14 protein-coding genes are annotated in these 14,054 nt (G+C 52.7%); 6 read left to right on the top strand and 8 right to left on the bottom strand.

Annotated elements, in window-relative coordinates:
- The first annotated feature begins 97 nt into the window (after nucleotides 1-97).
- The 3 genes from AB6V08_RS18915 to AB6V08_RS18905 all read left to right on the top strand — a co-directional run bounded on the left by AB6V08_RS18915 (nucleotide 98) and on the right by AB6V08_RS18905 (nucleotide 3,172).
- Nucleotides 98-1,258 carry a tail fiber domain-containing protein gene (locus AB6V08_RS18915; RefSeq protein WP_368544353.1) on the top strand — a complete coding sequence of 387 codons (1,161 nt, stop codon included), beginning with the start codon at nucleotides 98-100 and terminating at the stop codon, nucleotides 1,256-1,258.
- Between the two features lie 223 nt (nucleotides 1,259-1,481).
- The gene (locus AB6V08_RS18910) at nucleotides 1,482-1,901 is read left to right on the top strand and encodes a translesion error-prone DNA polymerase V autoproteolytic subunit (protein ID WP_368544352.1); all 420 of its coding nucleotides are present in this window, start codon (nucleotides 1,482-1,484) and stop codon (nucleotides 1,899-1,901) included.
- Nucleotides 1,902-1,903: 2 nt separating this feature from the next.
- Nucleotides 1,904-3,172 carry a Y-family DNA polymerase gene (locus tag AB6V08_RS18905; RefSeq protein WP_368544351.1) on the top strand — a complete coding sequence of 423 codons (1,269 nt, stop codon included), beginning with the start codon at nucleotides 1,904-1,906 and terminating at the stop codon, nucleotides 3,170-3,172.
- 211 nt (nucleotides 3,173-3,383) lie between these two features.
- On the opposite strand, the gene AB6V08_RS18900 is transcribed toward AB6V08_RS18905, so the two are convergent.
- From AB6V08_RS18900 to rstA, 5 genes are all read right to left on the bottom strand, one after another.
- Nucleotides 3,384-3,683 (bottom strand): hypothetical protein, encoded by a 300-nt coding sequence (locus AB6V08_RS18900; RefSeq protein WP_368544350.1) that lies wholly within the window; start codon nucleotides 3,681-3,683, stop codon nucleotides 3,384-3,386.
- A gap of 9 nt (nucleotides 3,684-3,692) precedes the next feature.
- Nucleotides 3,693-4,229, bottom strand: a complete 537-nt coding sequence (locus tag AB6V08_RS18895; RefSeq protein ID WP_368544349.1) for a hypothetical protein — start codon at nucleotides 4,227-4,229, stop codon at nucleotides 3,693-3,695.
- Nucleotides 4,230-4,462: 233 nt separating this feature from the next.
- Entirely contained in the window at nucleotides 4,463-5,134 is a 672-nt protein-coding gene (locus AB6V08_RS18890; RefSeq protein WP_368544348.1) for an SOS response-associated peptidase, read from the bottom strand.
- Between the two features lie 472 nt (nucleotides 5,135-5,606).
- Nucleotides 5,607-5,867 carry a hypothetical protein gene (locus AB6V08_RS18885; RefSeq protein WP_368544347.1) on the bottom strand — a complete coding sequence of 87 codons (261 nt, stop codon included), beginning with the start codon at nucleotides 5,865-5,867 and terminating at the stop codon, nucleotides 5,607-5,609.
- A 260-nt stretch (nucleotides 5,868-6,127) separates the two neighbouring features.
- Nucleotides 6,128-6,844 (bottom strand): two-component system response regulator RstA, encoded by a 717-nt coding sequence (gene rstA, locus AB6V08_RS18880; RefSeq protein ID WP_368544346.1) that lies wholly within the window; start codon nucleotides 6,842-6,844, stop codon nucleotides 6,128-6,130.
- A 129-nt stretch (nucleotides 6,845-6,973) separates the two neighbouring features.
- Between rstA and AB6V08_RS18875 the strand changes: the two genes are divergently transcribed.
- On the top strand, nucleotides 6,974-7,309 hold the full coding sequence (locus AB6V08_RS18875) for a GlpM family protein (RefSeq protein WP_368544345.1): 336 nt from the start codon (nucleotides 6,974-6,976) through the stop codon (nucleotides 7,307-7,309).
- On the opposite strand, the gene folM is transcribed toward AB6V08_RS18875, so the two are convergent.
- The 3 genes from folM to ydgH form a co-directional block, all read right to left on the bottom strand.
- The gene (gene folM, locus AB6V08_RS18870) at nucleotides 7,306-8,028 is read right to left on the bottom strand and encodes a dihydromonapterin reductase (protein WP_368544344.1); all 723 of its coding nucleotides are present in this window, start codon (nucleotides 8,026-8,028) and stop codon (nucleotides 7,306-7,308) included. The two genes, AB6V08_RS18875 and folM, sit on opposite strands and share 4 nt — an antisense overlap.
- 37 nt (nucleotides 8,029-8,065) lie before the next feature.
- Nucleotides 8,066-9,448, bottom strand: a complete 1,383-nt coding sequence (locus tag AB6V08_RS18865; protein ID WP_368544343.1) for an amino acid permease — start codon at nucleotides 9,446-9,448, stop codon at nucleotides 8,066-8,068.
- 186 nt (nucleotides 9,449-9,634) lie between these two features.
- The gene (gene ydgH / locus AB6V08_RS18860) at nucleotides 9,635-10,579 is read right to left on the bottom strand and encodes a DUF1471 family protein YdgH (protein ID WP_368544342.1); all 945 of its coding nucleotides are present in this window, start codon (nucleotides 10,577-10,579) and stop codon (nucleotides 9,635-9,637) included.
- 535 nt (nucleotides 10,580-11,114) lie between these two features.
- Between ydgH and pntA the strand changes: the two genes are divergently transcribed.
- Nucleotides 11,115-12,644, top strand: a complete 1,530-nt coding sequence (pntA, locus tag AB6V08_RS18855) for a Re/Si-specific NAD(P)(+) transhydrogenase subunit alpha (protein ID WP_368544341.1) — start codon at nucleotides 11,115-11,117, stop codon at nucleotides 12,642-12,644.
- A 10-nt stretch (nucleotides 12,645-12,654) separates the two neighbouring features.
- Nucleotides 12,655-14,043 (top strand): Re/Si-specific NAD(P)(+) transhydrogenase subunit beta, encoded by a 1,389-nt coding sequence (gene pntB, locus AB6V08_RS18850; protein WP_368544340.1) that lies wholly within the window; start codon nucleotides 12,655-12,657, stop codon nucleotides 14,041-14,043.
- Nucleotides 14,044-14,054: the final 11 nt, after the last annotated feature.

The raw sequence follows: 14,054 nt of genomic DNA, 5'->3' as shown, positions 1-14,054 counted from the left end.
CATTTTATTTGAGTTTAAAAAATAGTCAGATTGATATGAGCGATCAATTTTACACGATTGATCGCTTTTAACGATCGTTATTATCGTGAGGTAGTTCATGCTTTATAACACCGGCACCATCGCAATTAACGGAAATACCGCAACCGGCACTGGCACAAACTGGACGACATCCGCCAGCCAGGTTCGCGCTGGCCAGACGATTATCGTGATGTCTAGCCCGGTGCAGCTGTTCCAGATTTCATCTGTGAACAGCGCCACGTCAATGACGGTTACACCTGCTGCTTCCCCGGCGCTGAGCGGCCAGAAGTATGGAATTCTCGTTACCGACAGTCTCTCCGTCGATGGCCTGGCGCAAAGTATGTCGCAGCTAATTAACGAGTACGACGAGAACATTGGGGCGTGGGAGGCGTTCGCAACGACATCGGCAAACCAGAGCATCACAGTGACTATCAATGGTGCCAGCGTTTCGATACCCGGCATCGGTAAATTGCTTCAAAAGGGTACTAACGGAGCGCTGGCGGTTACAGATGGTGGAACCGGTGCAACGAATGCAACAGACGTTCGCAAAAACCTCGGTTTGGGAAGTTCAAGTGATGTTGGCTTCGCGAAGGTAGTTAGCACCGTTGCTGACGGTCGCGGCCTGAGCCACATAGGTTCTCGTCCTGGCATCAATGATATCTACACATATCAGCCTGCGGATACACTAACAGTCGGTACTTACCCCAATGAGATACGGGGCCAATGGTTTAGTGATTTATGGAGAATTGGCGGGATCCGTGGAGGCGGACAGGAACTGGAATCCTTCTCGATCCGTATCTCAGGAGCGACCACTCAATACTGGACCTTCAATCGTTCCAACAGCGCGATTACAACCGTAGCAGGGACAATCACTCCTGTGGTTTCTGATATCCGCGTAAAAAATGAGAAAAAAATTATCTCAGAGGAAGAGGCGGTCATGTTCATTAATGATCTGGAGTCAATCCTGTACACCCTGAAGTGGGCGCCAGATACCCTTCGTGCTGGTTTTCGTGCTCAGGACATTTATTCCCGCAATGAGGAACTTATCAAGTTACAGGAACTTGAAGATGGTGAAGGCGGAATTATAAAAGACGGAATGATTGTTGATGGGGCTGAAGTTGCCTCTGCTTATCTAGTGCCTGTTGTTCGGCAGCTTCTTCGTCGAGTAAGGGAACTTGAAAACCAGCTTATTCACATGGTCAGCGAGGCAGGACAGGAGGCAAGTAGTCCTCATTTATGAGGTGGCAGCATAAACACTTTATAAAAGCTCCCTTTGTCAAAACAGGCTTAAATTTGCTCGCTTGAAGCTACTCCCTAAAAATTTACAAAATTCATAATTCGAGGCGACATAGAAACTTATAGACAAAACGGTGAAGCTTCATACAGCTACGACATCGCCTCTGTATTGCGGGAATTTCAGAATAAAACTACTGTATATAAAAACAGTATTTAAGGCGTGCGTTATGAAATTCTACAGGCTGACAGAGTTACGCGAAATTATCGTAGTCCCGCTTTTCAGCGACTTGGTTCAGTGCGGCTTCCCAAGTCCGGCGGCTGATTACGTGGAGCAGCGCATTGATCTCAATGAGTTACTTGTCGCTCACCCGAGTTCAACGTACTTCGTCAAAGCAGCTGGTGATTCGATGATCGAAGCCGGGATTAGCGACGGTGATCTGCTGGTGGTAGACAGTTCACGCACTGCTGAACATGGTGACATCGTCATTGCCGCGGTGGAGGGGGAATTCACTGTTAAACGCCTGCAGCTACGCCCAACAGTGCAGCTCAATCCTATGAACAGCGCTTACTCACCGATCATAGTCGGTAGCGAGGACACGCTCGACGTGTTCGGCGTCGTGACTTTCATCGTTAAATCTGCGAGCTGAATATGTTTGCTCTATGTGATGTGAATTCGTTCTACGCATCGTGCGAGACTGTATTCAGGCCAGACCTGAGAGGGCGGCCAGTTGTCGTTCTGTCCAATAACGATGGTTGCGTTATCGCTCGCAGCGCGGAAGCCAAAGCGGTTGGCATAACGATGGGTGAGCCATTTTTCAAACAAAAAGAGCTATTCCGGCGCGCTGGTGTTATTTGCTTCAGTAGCAATTACGAACTGTATGCTGATATGTCCAACCGCGTGATGACAACGCTCGAAGAGATGTCGCCACGGGTAGAAATTTACAGCATTGACGAGGCCTTTTGCGATCTGACTGGTGTTCGCAACTGCCGGGACCTGACGGAGTTTGGCAAAGAAATCCGCGCTACCGTTCTGAAGCGTACGCACCTGACCGTTGGGGTTGGCATCGCGCAGACAAAAACACTCGCTAAGCTGGCAAACCACGCTGCGAAAAAATGGCAGCGGCAAACGGGAGGGGTAGTTGATTTATCCAATATCGACCGCCAGCGCCGATTGCTCGCTATCGTGCCAGTAGAGGACGTCTGGGGCGTTGGCCGCCGCATAAGTAAGAAGCTTAACGCCATGGGCATTAAAACGGCTCTGGATCTCTCAGAACAAAGCACATGGATTATCCGTAAACACTTTAACGTGGTACTCGAGCGAACGGTCCGGGAGTTGCGCGGCGAGCCTTGTCTTGATCTGGAGGAGTTTGCGCCAGCAAAGCAGGAAATCGTCTGCAGTCGGTCTTTCGGTGAACGCATCACTGAATACGAACAAATGAGGCAGGCCATTTGCTCTTATGCCGCCAGAGGCGCTGAAAAACTACGTGGCGAGCACCAGTATTGTCGTTTTATCTCGGCGTTCGTGAAGACGTCACCCTTTGCCCTGAATGAGCCATATTACGGCAACAGCGCTTCAATGAAGCTTCTCACCCCCACTCAGGATTCCCGTGACATTATCAACGCCGCGGTAAAGTGCCTGGACAAAATCTGGAAGGATGGTCACCGGTACCAGAAAGCGGGGATAATGCTCGGTGACTTTTTCAGCCAAGGGGTAGCCCAGCTCAACCTTTTCGACGAGAATTCGCCGCGGGCAGGTAGCGAGAGGTTGATGGAGGTTCTCGATCATCTCAACGCGAAAGACGGGAAAGGCACGCTCTACTTTGCTGGGCAGGGCATACAGCAGCATTGGCAGATGAAACGAGAAATGCTGTCGCCTCGATATACGACGAGATATTCAGATCTGCTTAGAGTCCGATAAATTTTCCTGATGCCTTGGTCCGCTTTGCGCCAGAATTGGACGTTACAAAAATCATCAATTGGAAAGGTCGGGAATGTATATCGTTGCTGGTGCGACGACGACCACTTAGTTCATTGAATTCACAATTCTTTACTTAAAGCCCTTACGTAAAAATTTCCATTTTAACCCCCCCCTGTCTCAGAGTTAATGTTGCGTAGATGCAGTCCACTTTTCAAAAACTAAGGAATTTGCTAAACCCCGTTTTTAGGCACTCTTCGTTTTGTTTAAAAACCGCATAAGCAGCTGCAACTCCGAGAATGGTTACAAATACTGGCATCGTAAACGTCATGGTTGTTCCGACAACTATTGCTTCCAGTGCGGTAACTCCCCACATTGTCAAAACACCGGCTTTGATATGCTTAAGCGAGTCATAAGTTGCCTCAACATTGCAGGCGAATGCACGATTTTGATAGCTTGCAAACAATGTCATGGAAATAGCAGATAACACAAAAGATCTTCTGGTTAATTCCATATGAGCGCCTCACTTAATTCTGGTCAGTAAAGGGGTTGCAGTTACGCCATAAAGGTCTTTCAATGCCAATGATGTGGTAATGCCTGAGATCGCAGCATGTTCTAGGGAGTATCCTGAGTAAACCTGTTCTAAAGGCACTGACGACAAATATTTATCAATTACATCATGGATGCCATCCATACTAAGTCCGTTTTTGTCATACATCTCTTTATAAATTTTGGTTACTAAAACCATGCGATACTCGGCCCTCAGTTTGAAGATCCTTGTCCATACGTTTAGATCAGCGTCATGCCTCAAAATGTTTGCGAGCAGTATAGGCTCCCCGTTTTGTATGCTGGGAGCAATTTCTTTGATGAATTTATGAGCTGAATCGCCGCAAGAGGTACTGAAAATAAAAATTTTGCTGTTATCCGATACTTGTCCTATCGGAAATGTGCTCATGAGCTGAGCGTCAGCTGCTGTAAATACGTGATCTTTTACTAGATCTACGGATTGAAATTTAACGTCGCTAATCTTCAAGGTTTTGGGTTTAGCGGATAGATCCATTTTGATTACTCACGGTTAGTAATATACTAAGAGAGTAGTTGAGTTTTTACCGGTTGCACGCCTCATTTTTTTCACATGGCAACTTTTCTAGCGGTCTTGTTATATTGCGCTATCACCAGAATGTGAATATCAGCATATAAATAGACACGTCTAATCGTAGCCATTTTTCATTGATGGTAGATACTAAACTCCCCTCTTCGCTAAATTCGGACGTTCTGGGTTTCTTTGTAATTTCATCGGGTTGCCTCTAGTAACTTTGGACCCTGATTCTTCACATTCCCCACGGCGCGCGTCACGGCGTGCCAACTAAACTTGTCTGCCGGAACGGCACCTTCTGCAGCTATCTCTTCAGCTTCTTTCCCGCCTATATCCTGTCGCATCCACTCCCGGGCCGCTTCAGGTGACAGAACCAGCGGCCGGCGGTCGTGAATATCGACTAAACCTTTGTCAGCTGCAGACGTCACTATCAGAAAACCTTCTGCTTCATCACCACGCTCAAATGGCGTACTGCCGATCGCCGCCATGAATATGGGCTGTCCGTCGGCGCGGTGAATGAAGTAGGGCTGTTTTTTGTCGCCTTCCTTCTTCCATTCGAACCATCCATCCGCAAAACAGATAGCCCGGCCATGCTGCCAGAGAGGTTTAAACATTCGGCTTGTGGCTGCGGTTTCGACGCGTGCGTTAATCAGTGGCGGTTTATCCCACCATCCAGGGGCGTATCCCCAGAGCACGGGGTCGAGATGCAGTTGCTCATCACGTTCGCTCAGTAACAGGACTTTGGTACCGGGGGCGACGTTGTAACGTCCGATTGGTTCAGGGTCATATGCGATGTCGCGATCGGCTTCGCCGGCCAGGTAAGCCAGGTATTCTTCACGGGTTTGTGCTTGTGCAAAGCGTCCACACATAGAAACCTCCAGTCAGCCAGACTGAAAGTATAGGGCAGGGAGAAAAAGAGGTGCGCACCGAAGCTATTGTTTTAAAGCAGAGGCATTGTGATAGAAGTAGATGGGGTGATAAAGCAGGGCGTTGCGGAACTGGAAGGAGCTACGCAAAAGAGGGGGATTATGGGGGCAAATTGGGGGCATTTTGAAAGAAGGGACACCGATAGGGGCACAAAAAAGACCGTGCACGTCCGTAGATGTCCGCTAAACGTTTCGGGCTAACTCACTGATATCATTGTAAATAAAGCCATATCAATGAGTTGCGAATTTTCTGCACACTAAAACTGCACAAACAGCTTTTTCATTAAATCCCACCGAGCCGGGGTTGATATTCAGGGGCTATAAAAGCAGGGTTTATTCCCCCTGACAATATCCCTCGCGCACGAACGGTCTCAAAACCGCCGACCCTGGCGGTTTTATCATGGTCACAGGCGAATTACATCGCGTCCGAGCTGCGTTTTACTTTTGCGATCAGGCTTTCAGTCACGGACAAACCTTCAACGACATCGGCATCAATGACGGAGGTTCCGAATTCGTTGATTAAATCAAGGAGGGCTTCGTAGGTCTGGATGAGTTCCAGAAGACTGTAGAGGGCTTTTTGGTCAGGTTTAGTTGGCAAATGCTGGCCGGCAGTTGCTTGATGAACAATCCATTCAAGATTGGTCTTTATATTCACTATGTCATCGTAGCTATACATACGTCATGGGCTTAAATCCTCATTTCAAGATTTTTGTGAGAAAAATGCGTTCAGGCTTCTTAGGGAGAAGCTTACAGGTCTGGTATGGAACGGTAATGTAAGAGGTGAATGGCCAGACCGGTCAGGGGATCGCACTGCGACTTCGGTATCCCATTAAGAATGGTCTGATGTGTTAATTTAATTATGCAGTAGCGCAACAGGATAGCAAGGATCCTGGTGCGCAAATTACAAAAATAATCAGATAAATGGAAGAGGAATTATCAGGTTTCCCAGGCGTGTGGGGCAAAAAGATACCCTTTGTTACGTACGGTTTTGATGCGGTAGGGTTCGGTGGCGTTATCCAGCAGCTTTTTCCGCAGCCGCGAAATCGCCACGTCAACGCTGCGATCCATTCCGTCGTAGCTCACGCCGCGCAGGTTTTTCAGCAACGCGTCCCTGTCCATGATTTGCCCGGCGTGGGTTGCCAGCTCCCACAGCAGGTCGAAATCGGCGGTTGAAAGCGCAATCAGCTCGCCGGATAACAGCACCTGGCGGTTGACGGGATCGATAGACAGGGTGCCGAAACGCATCGCTTTATGCGGGGTGAGCGACGGGGCGGGTGCTTCACGCTCAATGCTTGCGCGCTGGCGCAGATGCAGCCGCAGGCGGGCGAGCAGCACCGCAGGCGGCGTGGTTTTCAGAATGTAGTCGTTCGCCCCCATCTCCAGCGAGAGAATATGGTTCATGTCGCTGTCCAGAGAGGTGAGAAGTACGATGGGGCCATCCCACCGGGCGCGCAGATCGCGGCACAGCGTCATGCCGTCTTTGCCGGGCAGCATGATGTCCAGCAGCACCAGATCGGGATTTTCGCGCATAACCACCTCTTCGGCGCGATCGCCGCGAGGCTCAACAATAACGTCCATATCATGCTTGCCGAGATAGGCGGCGATTAACTGACCGACTTCTGGCTCATCTTCTACATAAACGATCTTATTCATACTGCGTCTGTTTTCGCGAAAAAAGCCAACATACACCGCGTAACCTTAACCTTCCATTAATCTTTCAAAATTAACGCGGGTTCCGCTATGCTGGGGCTCTTTGTTACTTGATTGTTATAGGAAAAAAGCATGGGGCTGGTGATCAAAGCCGCGCTGGGTGCGCTGGTGGTGCTGTTGATTGGCATTCTGGCGAAAACGAAAAACTATTATATTGCCGGGCTGATACCGCTTTTCCCGACCTTTGCGCTGATTGCCCACTATATCGTGGCGTCCGAGCGGGGCATTGAGGCGCTGCGCACCACCATCGTGTTCGGGATGTGGTCAATCATTCCCTATTTTCTCTATCTGCTGTCGCTGTGGTACTTCACCGGGTTTATGCGTCTGCCCCTGGCGCTGGGCGGGGCGGTAGTGTGCTGGAGCCTCAGCGCCTGGGTATTAATCTTTTTCTGGAGCCGCTTCCACTAGCGCAGCGGACGTCCGCCGTCGACGGCGAAGGTTCTGCCGGTGACGTAGCAGCTGGTCAGCAGATAGTCGATAAGATCGATAACCTCCTTTTCGCCGGGCGCGATTTTCATCAGCGATTTATTCAGCGCCTGCTGGCGATACTCGGCGTCGTCCCCCTCGTTGAACAAAATCAGCGATGGGGCGATGGCGTTCACTTTCACCTCCGGCGCCAGCTTGCGCGCAAAGGAGCGCGTCATATTGTCGAGCGCCGCCTTACTGGCCGCATAGGCGATATGCTTGTCGCTTCCGCGCTCCACCACGTAATCCGTAAAGTGAATAATATCCCCCGCCGCGTGACCGTGACCGCGCAGCAGGTCCTGAAGCGCATGGTTGAGCAGGTAAGGCGCATTGACGTGGATTTGCATCATGCAGGCGAGCGTATCGCTCAGGGACGTGTCGGGCTTTTCCGCAAGCCAGGCGCTGGCGTTGTGGATAATCGCCCGCAGCCCGCGGGTGGTGGATTTCACTTTTTCGGCAAAGTCGAGAATGCCCGCATCGGTGGAAAAATCGGCCTGAATGCAGGTTGCGCCGGCGCTGCGCAGCCCCTCTATTGAGGGATAGTCATTGCGGTAGCTGACGATCACCGGCTGGTGAAGGTTGAGAAAATGATGGGCAAGGGCGAGGCCGATGCGACGGCCTGCGCCAGTGATCAGAATAGGGCGTTGCTGTGCTTTTCCCATCGTAGTCTCCTTGAAGTTCAACAATGGGAAAGCGGCGCTATCCCATTAACATCCAGGTTGCCGGTACCGCAGCAACCAGTAATAGCCCAATCAGCGCCATCTCGCGGCGTTTTAACGCGTTGTCGAGCTGATGCGTGCGGCGCGCGTAGATAAATACCAGCAGGCCCGGCGCATACAGCACCACGGACAGCAGCAGGTGCATCGGCCCGGAAGCATACAACAACCACAGCCCGTAAATACAGGCCCCCACGCCCACGACGTAATGCGCAGGGCGCGTGGCGATTTTTAACAGATATGCGCCAACCAGGAAATAAGGTACCAGAATCATCTCGGAGGCGATGGTCAGCAGGGTGTTATAGTCCGAACCTGTGAGCCAGATCAGCACCAGACACACCTGCACGCTGATGTTGGTCAGCCACAGCGACGCCGACGGCGCGTTGTTTTTATTCTGACGAGCAAACAGGCGCGGGAAGGCTTTGTGCGTGGCGGCGAGGAAAGGCACCTCTGCGGCCATAATCGTCCAGCTCAGGTAGGCACCGCACACCGACACAATCAGCCCCGCGGCAATCACCACGTCCCCCCACGGGCCGAGCATTTTAACCATCAGGCCCGCCATGGACGGATTGCGCATTTCCGCCAGCTCAGGGCGCGCCACCACGCCCAGGGAGAGCAGGGTGACCAGCAGATAAACGCCCAGCGCCGCGAGCACCGCTAACAGCGTCGCACGGCCCACGTCGCGCTTGTTACGCGCGCGGGCAGAAACCACCACCGCGCCTTCCACGCCGATAAACACCCACAGAGTGATCAGCATGGTGTTTTTAACCTGCTCCCAGACCGGCACGCCGAGCGCCACGCCCGTAAAATCGAGATTAAACACGTCCATGCGGAAGGCGACAAACGCCAGCACGATAAACAGACCGAGAGGAACCAGCTTGGCGAGGGTCGCCACCAGGTTGATGCTGGCCGCCGTCTGCACGCCGCGCAGCACCAGCCAGTGCACAAACCACAGCAGCACCGACGCGCCGACGATAGACTGCCAGGTGTTGCCGTCACCGAACAGACGCAGCTCAGGCGTATCGGTAAAGAAACTCAGGGCCGAGAAGACAATAACCAGATAGGAGACATTGGCGATCACCGCGCACAGCCAGTAGCCCCAGGCGGAACAGAAGCCGATCAGCTCCCCGAATCCTTCGCGCGCGTAGGTGAAAATGCCGCCGTCGAGGTCAGGACGAATGCGGGTCAACAGCAGCATGGCGAACGCCAGCAGTAATATCCCGACGCCGGTGATGCCCCAGCCAATGAGTAACGCCGCAGGGCTTGCGACGGCCGCCATGTTTTGCGGCAAACTGAATACGCCCGCGCCCAGCATTGAGCTTAAAACGAGTGCAGTTAATGCACTCAGGCCAAGTTTCTTTTCCATTGGCTTCCTGTTATGAAAGGTCCAAATCCAGAATAATTATTTCGCACAGGCGCATAAAAATGGTGGATCACACTAAGGCGCGGGATTTTACGGAGAGTCAGGAAGTCATGCAATGATGTGTGGCAGAAATCAGAAAAAAAGTAACAAAAAAGGCGGCACAGCGGCCGCCTTTTTTAAACAGGTCGATTACTTATACAGATCGGCACTGATAGTCACGTTGTTACCACGTTCCTGCCACTGGCGGGTGATGTGGTAGAACTTGGCGCCTTTCTTGGCCGCACGTTTCGCGACCTGGTAAGACACTTCGGTCATGTTGCCGTAGTTGCCGGTGAACTTGATGCTGTCGAACGGCACCATCTGCGCGGCGGTGGCGTTGTTCAGTTCTTCAATTTTGGTGCCGTCTGGCAGGGTCACGGAGTAACGACCGCCTTTGGTGGACTGGGTTTCGAAGAAACGGCCTACTTCAGCGCTCGGTGCCGCAGAGGTGGCGACGCCTGGGATCTCAACTTTCTTCGCTTCTTCGCCGCCTTTTGCTAACGCAGCGCGACCCGCATCGGAGTTTGCAGGGATAACGTCCGGGCTCTGCAGAACGCGTTTTTTCGCATCCTTTTTATAGATGAACGCGGTAATGCGCTGGTTGCCGCCCTGGTTAGCATCCACCTGACGCACGATGTAGAAAGAGTCAGCGTCTTTCTTTTTCGCGGCTTTGGTGATGGCGTCGTTAACTTCAGGCTGGCTGCGGTAGAAGCCCTGAACGGTCACGGTGTCGTATGGCTCGAGCAGAATCGCCTGATCTTTTGGCAGCTCAACCACGCCGTTAATGACGCGGTTTTGCGGCGCGTCAGATTTTGGAGCATCGGCTTTATACAGCGCGATGGTCACGCGCTGGTTGCCGCTGTTGCCGTAATCAGATTGATCGACAACGTAAAATGAGGCAGCACCGTTTTTATCGGCGGCTTTTGATGCGGCTGCGACGGCGTCGCTAATCGCGTTGTAACGACCCACAATGACCGTATGGTCAAAAGGTTTTAACGCTGCCGCTTGCTCCGGCGTTAACTCTGTCGCGGCATTTGCGGACAGGGCGGTCGCGGAAAGAAGTGCGGACGCCAGGAGTGTGTTCTTAAGCTTCATAAAAATAATCCTTCGCCTTGCGCAAACCATATACTGGTAATGTTGTTAATTTGAAACGGCCTCGATTATTGCATTTATAACCCGTCGCTGTCTGCGCCATTTTTCACAGCCTGTGCTCAGGGCAGAACATGATTCGATAACATTTAGTGATATGTTGAAAAAACAGGCGTTTGACAAGCAAAACTGATAAAGCATATGACTTTTACAAGTTAATTTAATGTTAATGAGTTGATCTGTTATGGCGCTATATCATGTTTTTACCGCTCCGCTTACGCGATTTATCGGTTCTGGCAATGAATTTAAGGTAAATATCTCTGTCAGCGATGCAGATCACTTATTTTTGACAGATAAAGTCAGAAATAGTGTTTTCTGGCGGTAGATCACAAGCGTTATTTTCAGTAGGTTATAGAAAGTTTGTTACTGTTTTATTTTCCGGGGTTAATCATTTGTCGCCGCTATCACGCTGGCGAAAGTTGATACAAATCACGGGTATTTATCGACAAACCATCATCAATAACCGATGGAAGGGAAAACTATGCGTATTGGGGTACCAAAAGAACGGTTAGCCAATGAAACCCGCGTAGCGGCAACACCGAAGACGGTGGAGCAACTGCTTAAACTGGGTTTTACCGTCGCGGTTGAAAGCGGCGCGGGCAAACTGGCGAGTTTCGATGACGACGCGTTCGTGCAGGCCGGGGCAGAAATAGTCGAGGGCGCAGAAGTATGGCAGTCGCCAATCATTCTCAAGGTGAATGCACCGGAAGAGAGCGAGATTGCGCTGCTGAATCCTGGCACCACGCTCGTCAGTTTCGTCTGGCCGGCGCAAAACCCGGAGCTGATGGAAAAGCTGGCGGCGCGTAACGTGACCGTCATGGCGATGGACTCCGTGCCGCGTATCTCGCGCGCGCAGTCTCTGGATGCGCTGAGCTCAATGGCGAACATCGCGGGCTACCGCGCGATTGTCGAAGCCGCTCACGAATTTGGTCGCTTCTTTACCGGTCAGATCACCGCGGCGGGCAAGGTTCCACCGGCGAAGGTGATGGTGATCGGCGCAGGCGTTGCTGGTCTGGCTGCGATTGGCGCGGCGAACAGCCTCGGCGCGATCGTGCGTGCGTTTGATACCCGTCCTGAAGTGAAGGAACAGGTCCAAAGTATGGGCGCCGAATTCCTTGAGCTGGACTTTAAGGAAGAAGCGGGCAGCGGTGATGGTTATGCGAAGGTGATGTCTGAAGCCTTCATCAAAGCGGAAATGGCGCTGTTCGCGGCGCAGGCGAAAGAGGTCGACATTATTGTCACCACCGCGCTGATCCCAGGCAAACCGGCTCCGAAGCTGATCACCCGCGAAATGGTTGACTCCATGAGCCCGGGCAGCGTCATTGTCGACCTGGCCGCGCAGAACGGCGGTAACTGCGAATACACCGTGCCGAATCAGGTTACCACCACGGCGAACGGCGTGAAGGTGATCGGTTATACCGATCTGCCGGGCCGCCTGCCGACCCAGTCCTCACAGCTGTACGGCACTAACCTCGTTAACCTGCTCAAACTGCTGTGCAAAGAGAAAGACGGCAATATCACCGTTGATTTCGACGACGTGGTGGTGCGTGGCGTCACCGTGGTGCGCGAAGGCGAAATCACCTGGCCTGCGCCGCCTATTCAGGTCTCTGCCCAGCCTCAGGCGGCACCAAAAGCGGCGCCTGAGCCGAAAGAGCCTGCCAAACCGGCATCTCCGTGGCGCAAATACGCGATCATGGCGCTGGTGATTATTCTGTTTGGCTGGCTTGCGGACGTTGCGCCAAAAGAGTTCCTCGGCCACTTCACCGTCTTCGCGCTCTCCTGCGTGGTGGGTTACTATGTGGTGTGGAACGTTTCTCACGCGCTGCATACGCCGCTGATGTCGGTCACGAACGCCATCTCCGGGATCATCGTGGTCGGGGCGTTGCTGCAAATTGGTCACGGCGGCTGGATTAGCTTCCTGAGCTTTATCGCGGTGCTGATCGCCAGTATCAATATTTTCGGTGGTTTCACCGTGACTCAGCGCATGCTGAAAATGTTTCGTAAAGGCTAAGGGGTAGCATATGTCTGGAGGATTAGTAACAGCTGCATACATTGTTGCTGCGATCCTGTTTATTTTCAGTCTGGCGGGGCTTTCCAAACACGAAACGTCCCAGCAGGGTAACAACTTCGGTATCGCCGGGATGGCGATTGCGCTGATCTCCACCATCTTCGGGCCGGACACGGGCAACGTCGCCTGGATCCTGGTGGCGATGATTATCGGTGGTGCTATCGGTATTCGTCTGGCGAAACGCGTTGAAATGACCGAAATGCCAGAGCTGGTGGCGATCCTGCACAGCTTTGTGGGTCTGGCTGCGGTGCTGGTGGGCTTCAACAGCTACCTGTATCACGAACCGGGCATGGAGCCGATTCTGGTTAACATCCACCTGACCGAAGTGTTCCTCGGCATCTTCATTGGTGCGGTGACCTTCACCGGTTCGATTGTGGCGTTCGGCAAACTGCGCGGTAAGATCTCCTCTAAACCGCTGATGCTGCCAAACCGCCACAAGCTGAACCTCGCGGCGCTGGTGGTTTCCTTCGTGCTGATGGTGATCTTCGTACGTACCGAAAGCGTTGGCCTGCAGGTTCTGGCGCTGCTGGTAATGACCATCATCGCGCTGGCGTTTGGCTGGCATCTGGTGGCCTCCATCGGCGGGGCGGATATGCCAGTGGTTGTGTCAATGCTGAACTCCTACTCCGGCTGGGCGGCAGCGGCGGCGGGCTTTATGCTGAGCAACGACCTGCTGATCGTCACCGGTGCGCTGGTGGGTTCTTCCGGTGCGATCCTGTCCTACATCATGTGTAAAGCGATGAACCGTTCGTTTATCAGCGTCATCGCAGGCGGCTTCGGCTCCGACGGCTCTTCAACAGGCAGCGATGAAGAAGTGGGCGAGCACCGTGAAATCAGCGCGGAAGACACGGCTGATATGCTGAAAAACTCGCACACGGTCATCATCACCCCGGGCTACGGCATGGCGGTGGCGCAGGCGCAGTATCCGGTTGCGGAAATCACTGAAAAACTGCGCGCGCGCGGGATCAAGGTTCGCTTTGGTATTCACCCGGTTGCGGGGCGCTTGCCTGGCCACATGAACGTGCTACTGGCGGAAGCGAAGGTGCCTTACGACATCGTGCTGGAGATGGACGAGATCAACGATGATTTCTCCGACACCGATACGGTGCTGGTGATCGGCGCGAACGATACCGTCAACCCGGCGGCGCAGGACGATCCGCGCAGCCCAATCGCCGGTATGCCGGTTCTGGAAGTGTGGAAGGCGCAGAACGTCATCGTCTTCAAACGCTCCATGAACACCGGCTACGCGGGCGTTCAGAACCCGCTGTTCTTCAAAGAGAACACCCACATGCTGTTTGGCGACGCCAAAGCCAGCGTGGATGCGATTCTGAAAGCGCTGTAATCGCAGCGCAT

The sequence above is a fragment of the Enterobacter soli genome, assembly GCF_964208575.1.
In the GTDB taxonomy this organism is placed as follows: domain Bacteria; phylum Pseudomonadota; class Gammaproteobacteria; order Enterobacterales; family Enterobacteriaceae; genus Enterobacter; species Enterobacter soli_A.
This window is presented reverse-complemented; position numbering and strand designations above follow the sequence as displayed.

Excerpts from the sequence above, each read along its gene's own strand:
- rstA (WP_368544346.1), bottom strand. The coding sequence starts at position 6,844 with ATGAATAAGATCGTTTATGTAGAAGATGAGCCAGAAGTCGGTCAGTTA.
- ydgH (WP_368544342.1), bottom strand. The coding sequence starts at position 10,579 with ATGAAGCTTAAGAACACACTCCTGGCGTCCGCACTTCTTTCCGCGACC.
- AB6V08_RS18915 (WP_368544353.1), top strand. The coding sequence starts at position 98 with ATGCTTTATAACACCGGCACCATCGCAATTAACGGAAATACCGCAACC.
- AB6V08_RS18865 (WP_368544343.1), bottom strand. The coding sequence starts at position 9,448 with ATGGAAAAGAAACTTGGCCTGAGTGCATTAACTGCACTCGTTTTAAGC.
- AB6V08_RS18895 (WP_368544349.1), bottom strand. The coding sequence starts at position 4,229 with ATGGATCTATCCGCTAAACCCAAAACCTTGAAGATTAGCGACGTTAAA.
- AB6V08_RS18885 (WP_368544347.1), bottom strand. The coding sequence starts at position 5,867 with ATGTATAGCTACGATGACATAGTGAATATAAAGACCAATCTTGAATGG.
- AB6V08_RS18890 (WP_368544348.1), bottom strand. The coding sequence starts at position 5,134 with ATGTGTGGACGCTTTGCACAAGCACAAACCCGTGAAGAATACCTGGCT.
- pntA (WP_368544341.1), top strand. The coding sequence starts at position 11,115 with ATGCGTATTGGGGTACCAAAAGAACGGTTAGCCAATGAAACCCGCGTA.
- pntB (WP_368544340.1), top strand. The coding sequence starts at position 12,655 with ATGTCTGGAGGATTAGTAACAGCTGCATACATTGTTGCTGCGATCCTG.
- AB6V08_RS18900 (WP_368544350.1), bottom strand. The coding sequence starts at position 3,683 with ATGGAATTAACCAGAAGATCTTTTGTGTTATCTGCTATTTCCATGACA.
- AB6V08_RS18905 (WP_368544351.1), top strand. The coding sequence starts at position 1,904 with ATGTTTGCTCTATGTGATGTGAATTCGTTCTACGCATCGTGCGAGACT.
- AB6V08_RS18875 (WP_368544345.1), top strand. The coding sequence starts at position 6,974 with ATGGGGCTGGTGATCAAAGCCGCGCTGGGTGCGCTGGTGGTGCTGTTG.
- folM (WP_368544344.1), bottom strand. The coding sequence starts at position 8,028 with ATGGGAAAAGCACAGCAACGCCCTATTCTGATCACTGGCGCAGGCCGT.
- AB6V08_RS18910 (WP_368544352.1), top strand. The coding sequence starts at position 1,482 with ATGAAATTCTACAGGCTGACAGAGTTACGCGAAATTATCGTAGTCCCG.